17 protein-coding genes are annotated in these 21,543 nt (G+C 50.2%); 3 read left to right on the forward strand and 14 right to left on the reverse strand.

Going from position 1 to position 21,543, the window contains the following annotated elements; translation table 11 throughout:
* Window positions 1-22: 22 nt before the first annotated feature.
* Window positions 23-1,393 carry a bifunctional UDP-N-acetylglucosamine diphosphorylase/glucosamine-1-phosphate N-acetyltransferase GlmU gene (glmU, locus tag ABDZ76_RS00980; RefSeq protein ID WP_343800150.1) on the reverse strand — a complete coding sequence of 457 codons (1,371 nt, stop codon included), beginning with the start codon at window positions 1,391-1,393 and terminating at the stop codon, window positions 23-25.
* Between the two features lie 75 nt (window positions 1,394-1,468).
* A complete protein-coding gene (locus ABDZ76_RS00985) occupies window positions 1,469-2,233 on the reverse strand; it encodes a cytochrome c biogenesis CcdA family protein (RefSeq protein WP_343800152.1) in 765 nt (254 codons plus the stop codon).
* 244 nt (window positions 2,234-2,477) lie between these two features.
* On the opposite strand from ABDZ76_RS00985, the gene ABDZ76_RS00990 reads away from it, so the two are divergent.
* Window positions 2,478-2,771, forward strand: a complete 294-nt coding sequence (locus tag ABDZ76_RS00990) for a DUF3572 domain-containing protein (RefSeq protein WP_343800154.1) — start codon at window positions 2,478-2,480, stop codon at window positions 2,769-2,771.
* 97 nt (window positions 2,772-2,868) lie between these two features.
* Here the strand turns inward: ABDZ76_RS00990 and rnk are convergent, their stop codons facing one another.
* Window positions 2,869-3,381: a nucleoside diphosphate kinase regulator gene (rnk, locus tag ABDZ76_RS00995; RefSeq protein ID WP_343800156.1), complete on the reverse strand. Its 513-nt coding sequence runs from the start codon at window positions 3,379-3,381 to the stop codon at window positions 2,869-2,871.
* A gap of 349 nt (window positions 3,382-3,730) precedes the next feature.
* Here rnk and ABDZ76_RS01000 point away from each other — a divergent pair, with 349 nt between their 5' ends.
* Window positions 3,731-5,077, forward strand: a complete 1,347-nt coding sequence (locus tag ABDZ76_RS01000; protein WP_343800158.1) for a DNA polymerase IV — start codon at window positions 3,731-3,733, stop codon at window positions 5,075-5,077.
* 8 nt (window positions 5,078-5,085) lie between these two features.
* Here the strand turns inward: ABDZ76_RS01000 and murI are convergent, their stop codons facing one another.
* On the reverse strand, window positions 5,086-5,943 hold the full coding sequence (gene murI / locus ABDZ76_RS01005; RefSeq protein ID WP_343800160.1) for a glutamate racemase: 858 nt from the start codon (window positions 5,941-5,943) through the stop codon (window positions 5,086-5,088).
* Window positions 5,940-6,770, reverse strand: coding sequence for an RNA methyltransferase (locus tag ABDZ76_RS01010; RefSeq protein WP_343800162.1), 831 nt, complete (start codon window positions 6,768-6,770; stop codon window positions 5,940-5,942). The genes murI and ABDZ76_RS01010 overlap by 4 nt, the downstream gene beginning before the upstream one ends.
* A 283-nt stretch (window positions 6,771-7,053) precedes the next feature.
* On the opposite strand from ABDZ76_RS01010, the gene ABDZ76_RS01015 reads away from it, so the two are divergent.
* Entirely contained in the window at window positions 7,054-8,268 is a 1,215-nt protein-coding gene (locus tag ABDZ76_RS01015) for an NADP-dependent isocitrate dehydrogenase (protein ID WP_184220064.1), read from the forward strand.
* 242 nt (window positions 8,269-8,510) lie between these two features.
* Here ABDZ76_RS01015 and ABDZ76_RS01020 read toward each other — a convergent pair whose 3' ends face one another.
* From ABDZ76_RS01020 to ABDZ76_RS01060, 9 genes are all read right to left on the reverse strand, one after another.
* Complete coding sequence (locus tag ABDZ76_RS01020) at window positions 8,511-8,786, reverse strand: HU family DNA-binding protein (protein WP_184220067.1); 276 nt, start codon at window positions 8,784-8,786, stop codon at window positions 8,511-8,513.
* Window positions 8,787-8,965: 179 nt separating this feature from the next.
* Entirely contained in the window at window positions 8,966-11,392 is a 2,427-nt protein-coding gene (gene lon / locus ABDZ76_RS01025) for an endopeptidase La (RefSeq protein ID WP_343802872.1), read from the reverse strand.
* Window positions 11,393-11,853: 461 nt separating this feature from the next.
* Window positions 11,854-13,128, reverse strand: coding sequence for an ATP-dependent Clp protease ATP-binding subunit ClpX (clpX, locus tag ABDZ76_RS01030; protein WP_343800166.1), 1,275 nt, complete (start codon window positions 13,126-13,128; stop codon window positions 11,854-11,856).
* Window positions 13,129-13,491: 363 nt separating this feature from the next.
* Window positions 13,492-14,127: an ATP-dependent Clp protease proteolytic subunit gene (locus tag ABDZ76_RS01035; RefSeq protein WP_184220076.1), complete on the reverse strand. Its 636-nt coding sequence runs from the start codon at window positions 14,125-14,127 to the stop codon at window positions 13,492-13,494.
* A gap of 141 nt (window positions 14,128-14,268) precedes the next feature.
* Window positions 14,269-15,687: a GTPase HflX gene (hflX, locus tag ABDZ76_RS01040; RefSeq protein WP_343800169.1), complete on the reverse strand. Its 1,419-nt coding sequence runs from the start codon at window positions 15,685-15,687 to the stop codon at window positions 14,269-14,271.
* 192 nt (window positions 15,688-15,879) lie between these two features.
* Window positions 15,880-16,116, reverse strand: a complete 237-nt coding sequence (gene hfq / locus ABDZ76_RS01045; RefSeq protein WP_184220587.1) for an RNA chaperone Hfq — start codon at window positions 16,114-16,116, stop codon at window positions 15,880-15,882.
* A 275-nt stretch (window positions 16,117-16,391) separates the two neighbouring features.
* Window positions 16,392-17,768 (reverse strand): Trk system potassium transporter TrkA, encoded by a 1,377-nt coding sequence (gene trkA, locus ABDZ76_RS01050; RefSeq protein WP_343800172.1) that lies wholly within the window; start codon window positions 17,766-17,768, stop codon window positions 16,392-16,394.
* A gap of 41 nt (window positions 17,769-17,809) precedes the next feature.
* The gene (ntrX, locus tag ABDZ76_RS01055; RefSeq protein ID WP_343800174.1) at window positions 17,810-19,171 is read right to left on the reverse strand and encodes a nitrogen assimilation response regulator NtrX; all 1,362 of its coding nucleotides are present in this window, start codon (window positions 19,169-19,171) and stop codon (window positions 17,810-17,812) included.
* A gap of 1 nt (window position 19,172) precedes the next feature.
* Window positions 19,173-21,425 carry a sensor histidine kinase NtrY-like gene (locus ABDZ76_RS01060; protein ID WP_343800176.1) on the reverse strand — a complete coding sequence of 751 codons (2,253 nt, stop codon included), beginning with the start codon at window positions 21,423-21,425 and terminating at the stop codon, window positions 19,173-19,175.
* Between the last annotated feature and the right edge of the window lie 118 nt (window positions 21,426-21,543).

Genomic DNA, 21,543 nt, shown 5'->3' on the forward strand with positions numbered 1-21,543 from the left:
TAAAACTGAAAACATAAGTGGATCACGCTTCTCTTCTGGCTTTAATCTGCGCTTTCAATGCCGCATATTTTTCACGTAAAATCGATGCACGGCCTTCCTTGACTGCCTGACGGGCACGTCCCAAAGCCAGCGCATTATCCGGCACATTTTCAACAATCACACTGCCGGATGCAACATAAGCATTATCGCCGATGCGCACGGGTGCCACCAATGATGAATTGGAGCCGATAAAGCTGTTTTCACCGATCTCGGTTTGAAACTTGTTAAAGCCGTCATAGTTGCAGGTAATGGTGCCTGCACCAATATTAGCGCTCGCGCCCACTGTTGCATCACCAATATAGGAAAGGTGATTGACCTTGGCACCCTCACCGATTTTGGCGTTTTTCACTTCGCAGAAATTGCCAACCTTTGCTTTTGCCGACAAATCAGCGCCCGGACGCAGACGCGCATAAGGGCCGACCTGTGCATCAGCACCAATTTGAGCACCTTCCAGATGCGAAAAAGCATGAATGACCGCACCGGTTTTAATGTTAACTTTCTCACCGAAAAACACATTCGGCTCAATAATAACATCCGGTTCAATCACTGTATCATGTGCGAAATAAACAGTTTCAGGCGCCAGTAAAGTCACACCGTCAATCATCATCGCCTGACGTTTACGGTTTTGCCAGATGCCTTCGGCTTCTGCCAGTTCCAGACGATTATTGATGCCGATCACATTATCGACCGGCACTTCAACGCCCACCACATGCAAGCCTTTGTCATGCGCAAGCTTCACAATATCGGTTAAATAATATTCGCCCTTAGCATTATTGTTATCGACAGCATCCAGAAGCGCCAGCAAATGGTTGCCGCGAACCGCCATCAAACCACCATTGCAAAAGCCAATGGCTTTTTGCGCGTCATTTGCTTCTTTTTCTTCAACAATCGCAACAAGCTTGCCGTTTTCTTCAATCAAACGGCCATAGCCATGCGGGTTTTCCGGACGGAAACCCATCACCACCACATCAGCACCCTCGCCCAAACGAGCACGCGCCTGCTCCAAGGCCTGCGCCTCGATCAGCGGTGTATCGCCAAAAACAATCAGCACATCGTCATAGCCGCGTGCAATCGCCTCGCGTGCAGCCAAAACCGCATGCGCAGTGCCCAGACGTTCGACCTGCTCATAAGATGAAACATTAGCAGTAATTTTCTCAACTGCACCACGCACAGCATCGGCACCACGACCAACCACCAGCGCCACATCGCTTTCACCTGTCGCCTGAACGGCTTTCACCACATGGCAAACCAATGGCAGGCCGGCAATTTTGTGCAAAACCTTGGGCAAGGCTGATTTCATACGTGTGCCTTCACCCGCAGCAAGCACAACAGAAAGACAGGAACGGCTGGTCATAGTGTTTTATCCGTTATTGAAGAGCAGTTTATGGATGATATTCACAAGGAATATCACCATTATTTCGTTAATATTTTAACCCAAACGACCCAATACCGGGAAGGTTTCCAAGAGCCAGAACGCAAAAGCCTGCATGCCGCCGGTGAGGAACAAGACACCAGCAAGGATAAGCAACACGCCCATAACCTTTTCCACTTTGCCCAGATGCACTTTAAATTTGGCCAAAAAGCGCATGAAAGCACCTGAAAAGCTCGCAGCCAAAATGAATGGCACACCTAAGCCCAGCGAATAGACGGCAAGCAATGCCGCGCCATCACCAACTGTACTGCTGCCGCCAGCCAAGGTCAGGATCGGCCCCAGCACCGGCCCGATGCAAGGTGTCCAGCCAAAAGCAAAGGCAAGCCCCATAATATAAGCGCCAAGCGGCGTGGCCGGTGCACGATTGGCCTGAAAGCGTGCCTCGCGCGACAGTAGCGACAAGCGGAACACGCCTAAGAAATTAAGCCCCATAATGATGATGACCACACCGGCAGCCATGGCAATTTCCTGCTGCCATTGGCGCAGGAAATGTCCAATTGATGAGGCACCAGCGCCAAGCGCGACAAAAACGGTAGTAAAGCCCAGCACAAAGGAAATGGAGGCAATCAGCAAAGCGCGGCGTTTGCTGGCAGCAACGGCTTTATCCGCACTCACACCAGCTGCATCATTTTGGCGAAAATCATCTACACTGACACCGGCCATATAGCACAGATAAGGCGGCACCAAAGGCAACACGCATGGGGATAAAAATGACAAAGCACCCGCGCCCGCAGCGGTCAGGTAAGAAATATCCAGTGCCAATGAAATGTCTCCGGTGATCAGTCGCAGATATAAATCCGCTCATATAGATTCAAAATATAGCCTGAGGCCTGAACCCGAGGCTGAGCCCTTATAGTGCATTTTTGCTAATATGAGCAACACACAGCAAAGCTTAGGCCCTGAGTTTCTGAGTTTCGTGATTTTACGCCTGAACATGATAGTGCGGAAATAAAGCTATCAAACCACCCATCATTCACGATATGTATATCAGCAAAGAAGAAAAAGGATGAGCGCCGTGAAAACAGCCCCGAATGAGCACGCAGAATCTCTGGCGATTGAAGCCCTGATCTGGCTGACACAAGAGCCGGATTTGATGTCGCGTTTTTTAACGCTGACCGGCATTGATGCCTCAGCCATTCGCAGTGCCGCACGCGAACCCGGTTTTTTGGGCGGTGTTTTACAGTTTTTACTGGCGCATGAACCAACATTGATGCGTTTTTGTGAAGCAACCGAAAACGAGCCTAACTCTGTTGTCACGGCTGCACGACAATTGCCAGGCGGCCAGATGAACGAGTTTTAATCACACTACCGATGTCACAAAAAAAGAGCGCCGTTTGAGCGCTCTTTTTCATTTTCGAATTTTATTTCAAGCTGCGCTTTGCCTTTAAAGCATCAGGTCAAGCTGCGCTTGGACCGGGTCCTTCATCATCAGAAGCAGTATCTGCCGCCTGTTTACGAGCCGCAAAATCAACCACTTCCACATTGCCGTCAGCTGCAACAGGCGGCAAAGCCTCACCCGGTTTGCTGACCTGCACGACGCCTAGCTCCTGCATCTTCCCGTCACGCGCCGCAAAAGCAATGCTCTGTCCCGGTGCAAGGCCGATCAAGGCCGCGCCAATCGGCGTCATAATGGAAATCTTACCTTCAGCGATATCCGCCTCGCCCGGATAAACCAACGTCACACGGCGCTGCTGGCCATCCTGCGTTTTAAATTCAACCGCAGAACCCATTTGAATAACATGCGCAGGCACCTTGCCAACGGCCACGATTTTCGCACGTTCCAACTCAGCAATCAGCTCATCAGCCACCGCAGCAACGCGCTCCGGCGCATCTTCCGCAAGCCCCATCAACCGGTCGTGATCCAACTGGCTGATAACAATATTCGGCTTTTTACGACTCTTTCCGCTCATGGCGATCCCACTATCGTTTGAATGATATCCGTCCTCAGGGTTTTGATGACCTGAGATCAGTTATTTTAATTTTTAATTGAAAGCGCTTTGGTTAATTTGCGAACATAAATACTATGTCTCCCCCTGAGTGCCAGCTGCGCTAAGCCGGTCTCCGAGGGCTAATATCCTGCGATCGGGTTAACCCGATGGAAAATGGATGTGACATATTTCTTCATAACACCAAGGTTGGCGATAACAGCCATTTTGTCAAGCCCAAGACACGCAACCTGTTACTATTGTCGTATAGGTGCACATAAAAATATACTCACCAGTGTTCACAATATGTTCACTCTGCGATATAGTGCGTGCCATGACAGAACAAACCGCTTTAAACGCACCGTTAACAGGCTTTTGCCGTGATTGCCTTCGCATGCAGCGAAGCGCAGAATCACGTCGTTGTTATGCTTGTGGCAGTCCGCGTTTATTGCGCCATAAAGAGCTGTATAAGCTGTCGCTCGCCCATATTGATTGCGATGCTTTTTATGCGGCTGTTGAAAAACGCGACAACCCTGAATTGCTCGATAAGCCATTGATTATCGGCGGTGGTACGCGCGGTGTCGTTTCAACGGCTTGTTATCTTGCCCGCATTCACGGCGTACGCTCAGCGATGCCGATGTTCAAAGCACTGGAAGCCTGCCCGCAAGCGGTAGTCATTCCGCCTAATATGGAAAAATACAGCAAGGTTGGCCGTGAAATACGCCAATTGATGCGCGAACTGACACCTGCTGTAGAACCGCTTTCTATTGATGAAGCCTTTTTGGATTTAAGCGGCACGGAGAATCTTCATAAAGCGCCCGCTTCTTTTGTCTTGGCTAGATTTGTCCAGCGAATTGAAAAAGAAATCGGCATCACCATTTCGGTTGGCCTTTCCTATTGTAAATTTCTGGCAAAAATCGCCTCCGATCTCAACAAGCCACGCGGCTTTGCCGTGATTGGTGAAGAAGAAGCGCTTACCTTTTTACGTGATAAACCAGTTTCAATTATCTGGGGTGTCGGTAAAGCGCTCACCGCCAAGCTCAACAGCGACGGGATCCGCACCATTGAGCAATTGCAGCGCATCGAAGAAAGCGCACTGATGAAGTCTTATGGCGTGATGGGGCAACGTCTTTATCGCCTCTCTCGCGGTCAGGATACACGCCGCGTCGAGCCGGAACATGAGATGAAAAGCATTTCGGCGGAGACAACATTCAATCATGACCTGTCCTCAGCTGACGATCTTGTGCCGGTGTTGCGTGCGCTGTCAGAAAAAGTTTCCCACCGTTTGAAAAATGGTGAAATCGCCGGTCACACAGTGGTGTTAAAGCTAAAAACGCAGGATTTTAAAAGCCGCACCCGCAACCGCCAGCTCAGCAGCCCGACACAATTGGCCGACAGGATTTTTCACACCGGCTTGGGCCTGCTGGAAAAAGAACTGGATGGCACTAAGTTTCGTCTGCTTGGCATTGGCGTCAGCGATCTGAGCGGCAATGAGCGTGCTGATCCGCCTGATCTGGTTGATATGCAGGCTACACGCCGTGCCAAGGCAGAAAATGCTATGGACGCATTGCGTAATAAATTCGGCCAAAAAGCCGTAGAAACCGGATATACATTTGGTAAATCCGGTTTGGGTCGTCCGCAAACGCCATCAGAACACGTCAAGCGGGAAGAGAAGGATTAAACCTTCTCTTAGCCGTCGATATGATCAAATTGCAGGCCGAAACCTTGCAGCAGACGTCGAATGGCAAAGTCAGGCTTGCCGGATGTAAATTCCGCTACATCATGCGGATGGTCGCTGCTTTCCTGCATGTTTCCGCTCTCACCCTGCCCTTCGCTTTGTTGCAACAGCGAAATCGTCCGGCGCGCAATAGCCTCAGCCGGATCAAGCCAATCAACCGGCCACGGCGCTAATTTACGAAAGACATTGGCCAGAAACGGATAATGAGTGCAAGCCAGCACAACAATATCTGTTCTGCGGCCATCCTCTTCGACAAAGCACGGCTCAATTTGTGCCAATACTTGCGCTTCATCAATCTGTTCACCGCGAATATGCGCTTCGGCAAGGGTTGCCAGCAGATTTGCACCCACCAGCTTCACATGGCATTTGGAAGCAAAAGACTGAATGAGATCATGCGTATAGGCACGGCGCACAGTGCCAGGCGTTGCCAGAACAGAAACAAGCCCCGAACGCGTGCGTTCTGCCGCCGGTTTAATTGCCGGTACAGTGCCGACGAACTTCATAAACGGAAAGGCTGCGCGCAAATCATCCAGCACCAATGTTGATGCGGTATTACACGCAATCACCACGATGGCGGGTTTATGCTCTGCCAGCAGCCGGTCAAAGAGTTTGATAATACGATCGCAAAGCGCTTCTTCTTCCCAATCGCCATAAGGAAAACCGGCATCATCCGCCACATAGACAAAGCGGCGATCCGGCAACCAGACCCGCAGCTCACGCAAAACCGTTAAGCCGCCAATACCACTATCAAAAACAAGCACCGGCGCTTTATCCGGCAGATTATCATGATCCGGCTTTTCTTTTATCATAACTCGTCTGATCCTTCCGCTTTAACGCGGGCACGCCCTTCTGGCGCACCGGAACCGCGTGGCGCTTTAGGCGAAAATACATCCAGTGACGTGACAACGCCACGCAATAATTTAAGCTCCGCGGAAGCAAAACCGGCACGTGTCAACACGGCACGCAAACCATCAACCATCACCGCTTTTCGGGCTTCGGGGCGAAAATAACCGCGTGTATCAAGGGCATTTTCTAACTGGTCGAACAAACCTTGCAATTCATGCTTGGGTGCCGGCTCCATTTCAGGGCCGCGGAAAACCGTATCAGCCTCATTTTCCATACCGGTTTTCATCCACTCATAAGACATCAGCAGCACAGCCTGCGCGATGTTGAGCGATGCAAATGCCGGATTGACCGGAAAGGTCACCAATTCATCAGCAAGCGCGACCTCATCATTTTTAAGGCCAACGCGTTCACGGCCAAAAAGAATGCCCACTTTTTCCTGTTGCTTAAAACGCTGGCGCAATGTGCGGCTGGCTTCAATCGGGCTTCGCACCTGTTTGAAACCATCGCGCTCCCGCGCAGTTGTTGCATAAACAAAGTTCAAATCGGCAATCGCTGATGGCAGATCATCATAGACAATCGCATTATCAATCACATGATCGGCTTTGGATGCAGCCGCGCGTGCTTTATCACTTGGGAACTCTTCACGCGGATTGACCAGTCTTAATTCTGCCAGACCAAAATTTGCCATTGCGCGCGCCACCATGCCGATATTTTCAGGCAATTGTGGTTCCACCAAAATAATCGCTGGTCCCTCAGCAATCAGCGAGCGATGTTTATCAGTTCCGGCCATCTCTTCTTCCAGACTATTGCAATAATGCGTTTACTTCATTTGTCACTGACACAAACGGCAAAAAATCGCAAAGTTTTCTGTTTGCCAATTGATCTGATCCCCATCTTCGTAAATGCGTATTTTCTAAAATAAAGTGAGCAATCAAAAACAGGCTTTATTTTGGCTTTAAGACTAAAGAAACACAGATGTGACCAATAAAACCACGGTTAAAGCTTTGCCTTAGGCTTCAGCAATGCTATACGAGCGCACGTATTCAAAGCGTATTCAACAAGAGGCATCATCCATGGCAAAAATTAAGGTTGCTAATCCGGTTGTCGAACTCGATGGCGACGAGATGACCCGCATTATCTGGCAGTTCATCAAAGAGAAACTGATCCATCCTTATTTGGATATCGATCTGAAATATTATGATCTTTCTGTCGAACACCGCGATGCGACCGATGATCAGGTCACCATTGATGCAGCAAATGCCATCAAAGAACACGGCGTTGGCGTTAAATGCGCAACCATCACTCCTGATGAAGCCCGCGTTGAAGAATTCAAACTGAAGAAAATGTGGAAGTCGCCTAACGGCACCATCCGCAACATTCTCGGCGGCGTGATTTTCCGCGAACCAATCATCTGCGAAAACGTACCACGTCTGGTTCCAGGCTGGACTCAGCCAATCATCGTTGGCCGTCATGCATTTGGTGACCAGTACCGCGCGACTGATTTCAAATTCCCTGGCAAAGGTAAACTGTCGATCAAGTTCGTTGGTGAAGACGGCGAAGTGATTGAACATGAAGTTTATGACGCACCATCATCCGGTGTTGCCATGGCTATGTACAACATTGATGAGTCGATCCGTGAATTTGCCCGTGCATCGCTGAACTACGGCTTGCTGCGCAACTATCCGGTTTACCTCTCCACCAAGAATACCATTCTCAAAGCCTATGACGGTCGCTTCAAAGATATTTTTGAAGAAGTTTATCAGGCCGAATTTGCTGAGAAGTTCAAAGAAGCCAAGATCTGGTACGAACACCGCCTGATCGATGACATGGTTGCATCCGCTCTCAAGTGGTCCGGTGGCTATGTTTGGGCATGTAAGAACTACGACGGTGACGTACAGTCCGACATCGTGGCACAGGGCTTCGGTTCACTCGGCCTGATGACCTCTGTTCTGATGACCCCGGATGGCAAGACCGTTGAAGCAGAAGCTGCACACGGTACAGTAACCCGTCACTATCGTCAGCATCAGAAGGGTGAGGAAACCTCAACCAACTCGATCGCTTCGATCTTCGCATGGACCCGTGGTCTGGCACATCGCGCCAAGCTCGATGACAATGCTGAACTGAAGCGTTTTGCTGAAACCCTGGAAAAAGTTTGCATCGACACCGTTGAAAGCGGCTTCATGACCAAGGATCTGGCTCTGCTTATCGGCCCGGATCAGCCTTGGTTGTCAACAACCGGCTTCCTCGACAAGATCGACGAAAACCTGAAAAAGGCAATGGCTGCTTAATTAAAGCCAGTCGCTTTTTAGTATTAAAAGAAACCCCGCTTCATGCGGGGTTTTTTATTGCCACTGTGTCGGACAGATGAACAGCAGAGCATTTACCTGTCCTTATTCTCAAAGAGCTCTGCCAAGCACGAGCGGTGCCGCCCACTCTAAGAAACGCAGAATTTAAAAGCAGAAAAGCCCGGCATGAAGCCGGGCTTTATCAACAGCGCTTAAAAGTCCAAGCGCTATCAGCTTAGAAAGGCTTAGCTGTTAACAGCGTCTTTCAGACCTTTACCTGCTGAGAACTTTGGTACGTTGCGTGCTGCAATCGCTACTTCCGCACCAGTCGACGGGTTGCGCCCAGTGGTGGCTGCACGGTGCGATACAGAGAATACGCCGAAGCCTGGAAGACGTACTTCGTCTCCGGCCTGAAGAGCGCTGGTTACAGCTGCGAGAACTGCATCAACAGCGGTAGCTGCGTCTGCTTTGGTGAGACCGCCCTTTTCAGCAACTGAGGCAACCAGTTCGTTCTTATTCATGGACACTTCCTTTCTTTCTTTTTCCGGGGCTTTGTGACTCAACCGGATCGACATGAGTTTATTCTAAACAATCAACAAACCAAGCCACAAATCACGAAAAAAGCCCAGAATTATAGGGTTAAACACAGAAATGCCGGGCTTTTTACCCGGCATTTCATGTTTAAGGTCTGATTTTCGACTCAGTGAGCAATAGAACTGCCCGCTTCATCATCGATAGACAGTGCCGATACTGGCGGCGTTGCAGGCTCTGTCCACTCAATTGCAACAGGCTGACGCACCAATGCATGCTTGAGTACTTCACCTGCACGCGAGACCGGAATGATCTCCAGACCGTTCTTCACATTGTCCGGAATTTCCGCCAGATCTTTGACGTTTTCTTCCGGAATGAGCACAGTCTTGATGCCACCGCGCAGCGCTGCCAACAGCTTCTCTTTCAAGCCGCCGATTGGCAATACACGACCACGCAGCGTGATCTCACCGGTCATGGCAATGTCTTTACGAACCGGAATACCGGTTAGCACAGAAACAATTGCCGTCATCATGCCGATACCGGCCGAAGGACCATCTTTTGGTGTCGCACCTTCCGGTACGTGAACGTGGATGTCACGCTTGTCGAACAATGGTGGCTCGATGCCGAAATCAACCGCACGCGAACGAACATAAGAGGCGGCCGCAGAGATCGATTCCTTCATCACGTCACGAAGATTGCCTGTGACAGTCATACGGCCCTTACCAGGCATCATGACGCCTTCAATGGTCAGCAATTCGCCGCCCACTTCTGTCCAGGCCAAGCCAGTGACAACACCAACCTGATCTTCACCCTCGATCTGGCCGAAACGGTATTTCTCTACACCTAAGAATTCAGACAGGTTTTCTTCCGTAATATGTACGGCCTTGACCTTGTCTTTCATGATACGGGTCACAGCCTTACGCGCAAGCTTCATCATCTCACGTTCAAGGCTACGCACACCGGCTTCACGGGTGTAAAGACGGACAACCGAGCGCAATGCTTCCTCGGAGACCGAGAATTCCTTTGGCTGCAAGGCATGGTCACGGATAGCTTTTGGCAGGAGGTGGCGCTTGGCGATCTCCAGCTTTTCATCTTCCGTGTATCCGGCAATGCGGATGATTTCCATACGGTCGAGCAGCGGGCCCGGAATGTTAAGCGAGTTGGCTGTGGTGACGAACATCACATTCGACAGATCATATTCTACCTCGAGATAATGATCCATAAATGTTGCGTTCTGTTCCGGGTCCAACACTTCAAGCATTGCAGATGACGGATCACCACGGAAATCCTGCCCCATTTTGTCGATCTCATCGAGAAGGAACAACGGGTTGGACTTCTTTGCCTTCTTCATCGACTGGATGACCTTACCAGGCATCGAACCGATATAGGTACGGCGGTGACCGCGGATTTCCGCTTCATCACGCACACCACCCAAAGACATGCGGACATATTCACGTCCTGTTGCCTTGGCGATAGAGCGCGCCAGCGAGGTCTTACCAACGCCCGGAGGGCCAACGAGGCAGATGATTGGACCCTTGATCTTGGCAGAGCGTGACTGCACGGCCAGATATTCAACAATCCGTTCTTTTACCTTTTCAAGGCCAAAATGTTCAGCATCCAGCACTTCATCAGCAAAGTTCAGATCTTGCTTAACCTTGGATTTTTTACCCCAAGGAATAGACAGGAGCCAATCCAGATAGTTGCGCACAACTGTGGCTTCTGCCGACATCGGGCTCATGGTGCGAAGCTTTTTCAGCTCAGCTTGTGCCTTTTCAGCAGCTTCCTTGGACAGCTTGGTCTTGTTGATGCGCTCTTCCAGTTCGGCCATCTCGTCACGACCGTCTTCACTGTCGCCGAGTTCCTTCTGGATCGCCTTCATCTGCTCATTAAGATAATATTCGCGCTGGGTCTTTTCCATCTGACGCTTGACGCGGCTGCGGATACGCTTTTCGACCTGAAGCACCGAAATTTCGGACTCCATATAGCCGAGCGCTTTTTCAAGGCGTTCGCGCACTGAAAGCACAGACAACATTTCCTGCTTTTCAGTGATTTTGATCGCCAGATGTGAGGCAACCGTATCAGCAAGTTTCGAGTAATCCTCTATCTGGCTGGCAGCACCTACAACCTCAGGAGAGATTTTCTTGTTGAGCTTTACGTAATTTTCAAAGTCAGCCACGACCGAACGTGCCAAAGCTTCCACTTCGACAGGATCTTCTTCAGGCTCATCGAGCGTGATGGCGTGAGCTTCATGATAATCTTCACGATCAGTGAAATTGGTGATTTCGGCACGTGCTGTACCTTCCACCAGTACTTTCACAGTACCGTCTGGCAGTTTGAGCAATTGCAGCACATTAGCAATTGTCCCTACCTTGTTGATGCCATCAGCAGACGGATCATCGTCAGCAGCATTGATCTGGGTGGCAAGCATGATCTGCTTGTCATTACCCATCACATCTTCAAGTGCGCGGATCGACTTTTCACGTCCCACAAACAGCGGAACAATCATATGTGGGAAAACAACAATGTCGCGCAACGGCAAGACCGCATAAAGCCCGTCATTACCACCCGCAGTCGTCTTCTGTTCAATACCCGTCATCATACAGTCCTTTCCTCAGGCGGTTTGCCTGATAGCCACGTCCGCGCTCCCTATTCGCTTCATCGGCAAGTCGCTTACGTGCATTAGTACTTAATTGGAGATGCGGGGGCTCCAATTCAAGCAGCACCATAGAATCGTTTCTTATACTTGCGCATTTCATCGTTCCGGTACAATCTGAAACTAGCGCTTTACACTCAATAATCACGTTATGTGGCGCAATTTTGTGTGCAGGTAAAGCGTCAGCACTGACAGTCAGCAGATAAATTTAATGCTAACAGCCATAAGCACGCTATTTTTCGTCAAAAACCGAATTTTTTGATCAAAAAACATCATTTTAAGCTCAAAACACTTACAAAATGCTCATCTTTAACAAAATGCGATCATTGCCCTTAGGGTATTGCGGGCCAATAGAAAAAGGGCTGCCAAGCAGCCCTTTCAATCTTTCAGTCAATGTCAGCAGCTCAGGCTGTGGCATTACCCTTTTCATCCTGACGCTCAGCGTAGATGTAAAGCGGACGCGCGGTGCCATCAACGACTTCACCGGAAATAACCACTTCCTGTACGCCTTCCAGTGTCGGCAATTCAAACATGGTATCCAGCAGGATTTTTTCCATGATCGAACGCAGGCCACGCGCACCGGTTTTACGTTCCACTGCCTTATTGGCAATCGCACGCAATGCATCATCGTGGAATGTCAGTTCAACATTTTCCATATCGAACAGGCGCTGATACTGTTTGACCAATGCGTTTTTAGGTTCAGACAAAATCTGCACCAGCGCATCAACATCCAGATCTTCCAGCGTTGCAATAACCGGCAAACGACCGACAAATTCAGGGATCAGACCGAATTTCAGCAGATCTTCAGGTTCCAGATCCTTGAAGATCGCGCCGAGACGACGATCATCTTCGGTTTTAACTGTTGCACCAAAACCAATAGAGGTCTTTTCACCACGCGCCGAAATGATTTTGTCGAGACCGGCAAAAGCACCGCCGCAGATGAAGAGGATATTGGTTGTATCCACCTGCAGGAATTCCTGCTGCGGATGCTTGCGGCCACCCTGTGGCGGCACGGAAGCAACAGTGCCCTCCATGATCTTCAACAATGCCTGCTGAACGCCCTCACCCGACACATCGCGTGTGATGGACGGATTGTCGGACTTACGGCTGATTTTGTCGACTTCGTCGATATAGACGATACCGCGCTGTGCGCGTTCAACATTGTAATCGGCCGCCTGCAACAATTTCAGAATGATGTTTTCAACATCTTCACCCACATAACCGGCTTCGGTCAGTGTGGTGGCATCGGCCATGGTGAACGGCACGTCAATGATACGGGCAAGGGTCTGCGCCAGATAGGTTTTACCGCAACCTGTCGGGCCAACCAACATGATGTTGGACTTTGCCAGTTCAATGTCGTTGCTCTTCGACTGATGCGCCAGACGCTTATAGTGGTTATGCACGGCCACAGACAGAACGCGCTTGGCATCCTTCTGACCGATGACATAATCATCCAAAACGCCCATAATTTCCTGCGGGGTCGGTACACCTTCGCGCGACTTCACCATCGAGGATTTATTTTCCTCGCGGATGATGTCCATGCAAAGCTCGACACACTCGTCACAGATAAAAACGGTCGGGCCTGCAATCAGCTTGCGCACTTCATGCTGGCTTTTACCGCAGAACGAGCAATAAAGCGTATTCTTAGAATCGCCACCGCTGTTGCTGACTTTGCTCATCGCAGTTTCCTTTCAATAGCGGCTGTCGCGTTAATACCGTCACAGCCGTTAACTCTAAATACCAGACACATATCCCCGACCGAAATATGGCTGGAAAATTGGCCTTTACCGAATCTCATAACAGGCAAACTCCCGTTAACCTGTTGAGGATTCTATGATTGGGGCGCTAATTTAGCCTGTTGAAACCAAATAATAGCTTAACGTAGCAATTGTTTTGCCACGTACAAGTAGGAATTCGACAGTTTTGTGGCACGAAGATGGTTTTTAGCGACCAAAATGCCACAGCCAATGCTGAATACCTGCTTCCAATCATATTTGTTTCAAACGCCCTCAGCCCTTTTAAAGGCCAAGGGCGCTTTATTTTTAAGCTGAAGGTGTCTGCGCCGACACTTCATCATGTGATTCAATCACACGGTCGATCAGACCGAATTCCAACGCTTCCTGAGCAGTCATGAAATGATCGCGGTCAAGGGTGCGCTCAATCGTTTCGTAATCACGGCCGGTATGTTTGACATAGATTTCATTCAAGCGGCGCTTCATCTTGATGATATCCTGCGCATGGCGCTCAATATCAGATGCCTGCCCCTGAAAACCACCGGATGGCTGATGCACCATCACGCGGGCGTTTGGCAGCGCATAACGCTTGCCGGTTGCACCTGCGGTCAGAAGCAGTGAGCCCATGGAGCAAGCCTGCCCCATGCAAAGGGTGGAAACCGGTGAATGAATATATTGCATCGTATCATAAATCGCCATGCCGGAGGTGACGACACCACCTGGCGAATTAATATACATGTTGATTTCTTTCTTCGGGTTTTCCGCTTCCAGAAACAACAGCTGCGCGCAGATCAGCATAGACATGCCGTCTTCAACCGGGCCATTTACAAAAATGATACGCTCTTTGAGCAAGCGCGAGAAAATGTCATAAGCCCGTTCACCGCGGTTTGTCTGTTCGACAACCATAGGTACGAGGTTCATGACGGTTTCTATCGGATCTCTCATAGTGGACCTCTGGGTCTGTTTGGGAAGAGCAGCGCGTGCTCGGACAGGATTCGTAATTATTCCATACATAGGGCGATGCGGCCCTGTTTCGCAAGATGGTGTGACAACTGACTGTCAGCAATAACATGCAAAAGCCATTGTTCAATCATCTTGCGGCTTGCTGCCAAAGCGGCGTTCTTCCAGCATTTTCGCGGCAGAAGCAGTCATTTGCGCTTGAATGCGCACCGAACCATCTTCCAGATTCTCGCGTTTAATATTGCTGGCAGACTGATAAATTCCATCAAGCATCGACAATTCATCAACGCCGAATGTCATATCAATGCTTTTCAGATCACCATAAATACGCTTCTCGATGATGTTGAGCAGTTCCGGCACACCCTCACCCGTATAAGCGGAAATCGCCACCGGTTTGGCCTCATCATTCATATCGGATGACGTGCTGCTGGCGGCCAGCACCAGTGCTGCCTCATGCGCTGATTCATCCAGCAGATCGATTTTGTTCCAAACTTCATAGACCCGCTTGCGGTCATTACGCTCGACACCAAGGCTGGCCAGAATGGTTTCCACATCCTCAGCCTGTGCGGCATTATCCGGATCGGAAATATCACGGATATGCAAAATCAAATCCGCTTCCAGCACTTCTTCCAATGTTGCACGGAAGGCTGCAACCAAATGGTGCGGCAGGTTGGAAATAAAACCAACCGTATCAGACAAGATCACCATCCCGCCATGGGGCAGACGAATACGGCGCAATGTCGGATCAAGGGTTGCAAACAGCATATCCTCGGCCAGCACACCCGCGCCGGTCATCCGGTTAAACAAAGTGGATTTGCCGGCATTGGTATAGCCGACAAGCGCCACAATCGGATGGGGCACTTTACGACGCTTTTGACGATGCAAAGTACGTGTCCGCACCACTGTTTCCAGCTCGCGCTTAATACGCAGGATTTTTTCCTGCAACTGGCGTCTGTCGGCCTCAATCTGCGTTTCACCCGGCCCGCCCAGAAAACCGCTCCCGCCACGCTGACGCTCAAGGTGCGTCCAGCTGCGCACAAGCCGGCCTTTCTGGTAGTTAAGATGAGCAAGCTCGACCTGCAACACACCTTCTTTGGTTTGCGCACGACGTCCGAAAATTTCCAAAATAAGGCCGGTGCGGTCAATCACTTTGACCTTCCACTCGCGTTCCAGATTACGCTGCTGCACAGGCGTTAAAGCATGATCGACAATGACCAGTTCAATTTCCTGCTCTTCAATGGCTTCAGCAATAGTTTCAACACGCCCGGTGCCCAGCAATGTTGCCGGACGCGGCTGCGAAACATTGACGATTTCAGCCATAATAATTTCAAGATCTATAGCACGCGCCAGGCCGCAAGCTTCTTCCAGCCGCGCTTCGCTGGAGCGCTGAAAGCGGACAGGCTCTGCGTCGTCACTATCATTTTGCAAATAACGATCAGGCAGAACCGGAACAAGGACGGCAGCGCGTGTCGGGGCTTTGTCCTCATGGTCAAAACCGTCCTGATGGTTGGATGCCTGTTGTTTGCGGTCTTTTATCTTACCCAAACTGGTTTCCTTATAAAAATTTTAAAGCGTTAGAGCGGTTGAAGCCAAAATCAAAAAAGCAAAAAGCCGGAGGCGATGACAACACCGATTTCTCGGCTGTTCGCTCCGGCTTCCTTAAATTTGTAAAACCACCTGTTTCAAACTCGCTATTGCAGCGCATTCAAACCTCAACAGGCAGGGTTAAACAAAAAATCAGGCTTCTTCACCTTCAAACATTTGCACTGGCTGGCTTGGCATAATGGTCGAAATTGCATGTTTGTAAACAAGCTGCGAATGACCATCACGACGCAAGAGGACGCAAAAATTATCAAATGAGGTAACGATACCGGTGAGCTTAACGCCATTGATCAAAAATATTGTCAGTGAAATCTTCTGCTTACGAACAGAGTTCAGAAAGAGATCCTGAAGATTTTGCGATCGTTCTACCATTTTTCTTATTCCTTTTTTCTCGATCAACAACCAAATCACGGTCAGCTTACCTGCCACATTTAACATGCAACAGCGGATAATTTTCATCTATTGCTTATAAAAGCAATAAAGAGACTTTTTATGGGAAGCCCCGTACCAAACCTACGCTCCCGTGCTAACAGGATGGCATATTTTCTGCAATCTCAAAAAAGAGATTTTTAATAAAGCTGTTACTTCCTGCGTCTCTATCACAGCAATTTTATCAGTAACTTCAACTTTAGCCGCATCTAGCCGGATCAGAAGAACTCCAGACTGACGCGGAACATCTGTTCTACCTGTTTTACAACATCCTGTGTCGCAAATAAGACGACGCGATCACGCGGGCGGATACGCACATCCCCTGTCGGCTGAATCACCTGACCAGCACGATAGATCGCCCCGATGCGCAAACCTTCCGGTAGATCCAGATCACGCAACATCGGCCCCACCAGCGACGAGGTTTCCATCGCTTCCGCCTCAATCACTTCGGCCATGCCGTGATGCACGCTATAAACCGCACGGATACGGCCACGGCGCACATGCTGCAACACTTTGGAAATTGTCACATTTTTCGGGTTGATATGCGCATCAATGCCAACCGTATGGGTAAATTCCTGATAGGCCGGATCATTAATCAGTACCAGATTATGCTTACAGCCCAGACGCTTAGCCATGATGCTTGAAAGAATATTAACCTGATCCTGATTGGTTAGCGCCACAATCAGATCGGCATCCTGCACTTCCGCCTCCAGCAGCACCTCCTGATCCAGCGCACTACCATGAAAAACGGTTGTACGTTTCAGCTGATCAGAAATCTCCAAGGCGCGCTCATGACTGCTCTCAATGATTTTAATGCGCGTATGTGACTGATGGGCTTCCATCGCACGCGCCACATAAAGCCCGATATTACCGCCACCGGCAATAATGATACGATTGGCATCAGGCTTATCATGGCCAAAAATCGATAGGGTACGGCGCACCTGCTCACGCGGCGTAATAACATAAGCCAGATCACCAGCCATCAATTCATCAGATGAATGCGGGGTAAAAAGGCTTTCTTTGCGCACCACCCCAACCACTGTTGCCGAGAGATCAGGAAAAAGATCGCTCAGCTGGTTAAGCGGCGTATTGATAACCGGACATTCTTCCTGACATTCAATGGCAAGGCCGATAATCTTTTCATCGGCAAAGCGCAAAACATCGGTGGCACCGGGCAAAGCGATACGGCGCAACAGCACCTCGCTCACTTCCAGCTCAGGCGAAATGGTGACATCAATCGGCAGATTTTCCCGCAGGAACAAATCCGAATATTCCGCATTCAGATAGGTTTGCGCACGAATGCGGGCAATTTTCGTAGGCACATTGAAAACCGAATGCGCCACCTGACAGGCCACCATATTGACCTCGTCAGAAAGCGTCACCGCAATGATCATATCGGCTTCATTCGCACCTGCTGCCGCCAGCACATCAGGATGCGAGCCATGACCGACAAAGCTGCGCACATCCAGCGTGTCACGCACGATCTGGATGTGCTTTACCGATGTATCAATCACCGAGACATCGTTTTTCTCAGCTGCCAGCCGCTCGGCGATACCGTATCCGACTTGCCCTGCACCACAGATGATCACGCGCATGAAAGCACCATTGCTGTTTTAATCCGCCACGCAGATGTCAATTACACACCAAGCGACTTCAGTTTGCGGTGAAGCGCCGAACGCTCCATGCCGACAAACTCTGCCGTGCGGGAGATATTGCCGCCGAAACGGTTAATCTGCGCGATCAGATATTCTTTTTCAAACATTTCACGCGCTTCACGCAATGGCAGTGCCATAATGTGCTGATCAGATTCGGTTGGTGCGCGCGGCAGCGTGTCACCAATATCAGCCGGCAGCAGGTCTGCTGTGATCGGCTCATCCGGATCATCACCACGCGCCAGAATCATCAGGCGCTCAATATTGTTGCGAAGCTGGCGCACATTGCCCGGCCAGCTATGAGCCTGCAAAACAGCCATTGCATCACTGCCGATAGGACGTGGCTTGATGCCTGCCTGCTCGCCGATTTGCTTGATGAAGAAATCCACCAGCATCGGAATATCTTCACGGCGCTGCGATAATGGCGGCACCTGCACCGGCACAACCGACAAGCGATGATACAAATCCTCACGGAAGCGGCCTTCAGCGATCATCGCTTCCAGATTTTGTGCGGTTGATGAAATCACCCGCACATCCACTTTAACGCGCTTGGTTCCGCCAACACGTTCAAACTGCTGATCGACCAGAACACGCAGGATTTTATTCTGCGTCTCACGCGGCATATCGGCAATTTCATCGAGATATAAAATACCACCATGTGCTTCTTCCAAAGCACCGACTTTGCGTTCGCCGCCATCCATTTCAGTGCCAAAAAGCTCAATTTCCATGCGCTCCGGCGTAATCATTGCCGCGTTAAGCGTCACGAACGGGCCGTTAGCGCGTGTCGAGCTGGAGTGAATGGCGCGTGCCGTCAATTCTTTACCAGCGCCAGAAGCACCGGTAATCATAATACGGCTATTGGTTGGCGCTACACGTTCAATGGTTTGGCGCAGATGGCTCATGGCCAGCGACTGCCCAAGAAGTTCCAGATTATCGCCGCTGCGTTTGCGCAAATCTGACACTTCGCGCTTCAGCTTGGAGGTTTCCAGCGCACGCTCGGCAATCAGAATCAAACGATCAGCCTTAAACGGCTTTTCGATGAAATCATAAGCACCGCGACGGATCGCCGACACAGCGGTTTCAATATTACCGTGACCGGAAATCATCACCACCGGCAAATCCGGATGAAGTTTTTTGATCTCATCAAGCAAAGCCAGACCATCAAGACGGCTGCCCTGCAACCAAATATCCAAGAATATCAAACGCGGCACACGGTCATTGATGGCAGCCAAAGCGCTGTCAGCATCAAAAGCGGTGCGGGTTTCATGCCCCTCGTCGCTTAAAATACCGGCAACCAGCTCACGAATATCCGCTTCATCATCAACTACCAGAATTTCATCTGCCATATTAGTTCACCTGTTCAGCTTCTGACTGTTCTGTTACGGCCTCAGCTTCACGTAAGCCTTCGCTCACGGGAAAAACCATTCTGATCAACGCACCGCGGCCTTGATAAAAATCTTCCGGTGCATCGTGCAATTCCATATGCCCGCCATGATCTTCCACGATTTTGCGCACAATAGCCAAACCAAGCCCTGTGCCTTTTTCGCGGGTTGTCATATAGGGTTCCAGCAATTTCTGGCGATCATCACCCGGCAAACCTTTGCCGTTATCGGTGACTTCCACAATCAGCTGCGCGTCATCCTTATAAGAACGCACAAGAATGTGGCCTTGATAATTTTCATCACGCGCAACCGCATCAATCGCCTCGCTGGCATTTTTTATAATATTACCAAAGGCTTGCGCTAACAAACGGCTATCGAAAGAACCAAGCAGCTTTTCGGAGCCAAAATCATTGGTAAATTTAATGTCGTTACGGCTGACTTCAATCAGGAACGATGCTTCACGCAACGGATCACGCAGATCAAGCTCGCGCATTTCCGGCTTCGGCATACGGGCAAAATCTGAGAACTCATTGACCATGCGGCCAATATCGCCCACCTGACGCACGATGGTTTCGATACATTGATCGAACACTTCGCGGTCTTCGGTAATGACTTTGCCATAGCGGCGTCTGATACGTTCAGCTGAAAGCTGGATCGGGGTCAGCGGGTTTTTGATTTCATGCGCAATGCGGCGTGCCACATCCGCCCATGCGCTGGAGCGTTGCGCCTGCACAAGATCAGTAATATCGTCAACAGTCACCACATATGAGTGATCGTCGAAGCTCGCATCTTCCACAGTGATCTGCACATTATAGGTACGTGCCGAGCCAGAACGCGTTATTGTCACCTGTTCGCGGTGCACAGCACGTCCGGTAGAGCGGGCAATTTCAAACGCCTGTCCGATTTCCGGCGCAAGCCCTGTAAGGTTTTTGCCAATGGAATCCTGCGCACAGACTTTAAACATATGCTCGGCAGACGGATTGATGATTGTGATTACCCCATCCGGATCAATACCAATCACACCGGCAGTCACACCGGAAAGCACAGCCTCCGAGAAACGTCGGCGCTCATCAATCTGATCTTTCGCCGACAAGAGTTCGTTACGCTGGCTTTTAAGTTCGGCCACCATATTGTTGAATGTACCGGCCAGCGCACCCACATCGCCATCAGTCGCACGTACAGGAACAGAGGCTTCCAGATTACCGGCAGCCACGTCTTCAGCTGCGCCAATCAGCAATCGGATCGGGCGCACCAAACGGTCAGCAACCGCAATCCCTGTCCAGATGGCAGACAAAAGCACGATCAGCGTCAAGCCAAAGTAAAGCAGCGCAAAAGCAATCTGGGTCGCAAAGCGATTGGAATCCATCGCGCTATAGCGTTCCGCATTAGCTTCCATCAAGCGCATGGCATCAATGATTTCGCCGTCGACCGCACGAATTGTATAAAGATAAGCATCCGGAATGGCGCTCATCTTGATGATTGCACCAACAAAATGGCTACTGCCCGGGGGAATAATCACCGGTTTGCCGTCTGTTGCGGTTTGCAAGGCATCTTTAGGTGCTGGCGGAAGCGAGCGCTCACCACCCAGATCGGTCTGCAAAATCACACTACCGTCTTCACGCACCAAATAAGCGCCTAAAAGCCCGCGTCCGCGTGCCTGCAACGACATGAGGCGCACGAAACCGGAGCGATCAAGACTATAAAGCGTGCGCTGCGCATCCAAATCCTGCAACATCGAATAGGATGTGCCCTGCAAATTGCGGGCAGTTTCGGTAATATAGGATTTAGCCAGACTGTTGGAGGAATTCACAATCTCGCGGGTATTGGTATCAAACCAGCGATCAAGCCCCAGATTAAGCGTAACAGCTGCAACAATTGCCACCGCAATCGCCGGTACTGCTGCAATCAGCGAGAAAAGCGCCACAATGCGCACATGCAACCGCGAAGCCGCACGACCGTGACGACGCGCCAGAATGATGCGGTAAATTTCACGCCAGATCAGGATAATCAGACAAGCAATCAGCGCCACATTGATGGTGGTCAGCGTCAGCGTGACAATGCGGTCAGGATTGATTGGTGTGATGCCGATCAAAATTGCGAAGGAAACAGTTGCAGTAACCAATGCTGCAACAACAGTAATCAGCCCCGGCAAAGCCAGCAAACGGCGTGGCTCAGCATAATCATTGCTTTCAGGTGCTAAACCTTGAGCTTCGGGCATTGTGTCATTCATCTCGAAATTTGTTCCGATCAGATTCGTTACTGTTCTATCGCGATAATAGAGGACTGAGTTGCATTCATGCAACGCATTGTGGCGAAAATGCAACTGCGCATTTTGG

Source organism: Paenochrobactrum glaciei, from assembly GCF_039522165.1.
Classification (GTDB): Bacteria; Pseudomonadota; Alphaproteobacteria; order Rhizobiales; family Rhizobiaceae; genus Paenochrobactrum; species Paenochrobactrum glaciei.

Coding starts and splice junctions, on each gene's coding strand:
- glmU (WP_343800150.1), bottom strand. CDS start 1,393: ATGACCAGCCGTTCCTGTCTTTCTGTTGTGCTTGCTGCGGGTGAAGGC.
- ABDZ76_RS00990 (WP_343800154.1), top strand. CDS start 2,478: ATGAGCGCCGTGAAAACAGCCCCGAATGAGCACGCAGAATCTCTGGCG.
- rnk (WP_343800156.1), bottom strand. CDS start 3,381: ATGAGCGGAAAGAGTCGTAAAAAGCCGAATATTGTTATCAGCCAGTTG.
- ABDZ76_RS01000 (WP_343800158.1), top strand. CDS start 3,731: ATGACAGAACAAACCGCTTTAAACGCACCGTTAACAGGCTTTTGCCGT.
- murI (WP_343800160.1), bottom strand. CDS start 5,943: ATGATAAAAGAAAAGCCGGATCATGATAATCTGCCGGATAAAGCGCCG.
- ABDZ76_RS01010 (WP_343800162.1), bottom strand. CDS start 6,770: ATGGCCGGAACTGATAAACATCGCTCGCTGATTGCTGAGGGACCAGCG.
- ABDZ76_RS01015 (WP_184220064.1), top strand. CDS start 7,054: ATGGCAAAAATTAAGGTTGCTAATCCGGTTGTCGAACTCGATGGCGAC.
- ABDZ76_RS01020 (WP_184220067.1), bottom strand. CDS start 8,786: ATGAATAAGAACGAACTGGTTGCCTCAGTTGCTGAAAAGGGCGGTCTC.
- lon (WP_343802872.1), bottom strand. CDS start 11,392: ATGACGGGTATTGAACAGAAGACGACTGCGGGTGGTAATGACGGGCTT.
- clpX (WP_343800166.1), bottom strand. CDS start 13,128: ATGAGCAAAGTCAGCAACAGCGGTGGCGATTCTAAGAATACGCTTTAT.
- ABDZ76_RS01035 (WP_184220076.1), bottom strand. CDS start 14,127: ATGAGAGATCCGATAGAAACCGTCATGAACCTCGTACCTATGGTTGTC.
- hfq (WP_184220587.1), bottom strand. CDS start 16,116: ATGGTAGAACGATCGCAAAATCTTCAGGATCTCTTTCTGAACTCTGTT.
- trkA (WP_343800172.1), bottom strand. CDS start 17,768: ATGCGCGTGATCATCTGTGGTGCAGGGCAAGTCGGATACGGTATCGCC.
- ntrX (WP_343800174.1), bottom strand. CDS start 19,171: ATGGCAGATGAAATTCTGGTAGTTGATGATGAAGCGGATATTCGTGAG.
- ABDZ76_RS01060 (WP_343800176.1), bottom strand. CDS start 21,425: ATGCCCGAAGCTCAAGGTTTAGCACCTGAAAGCAATGATTATGCTGAG.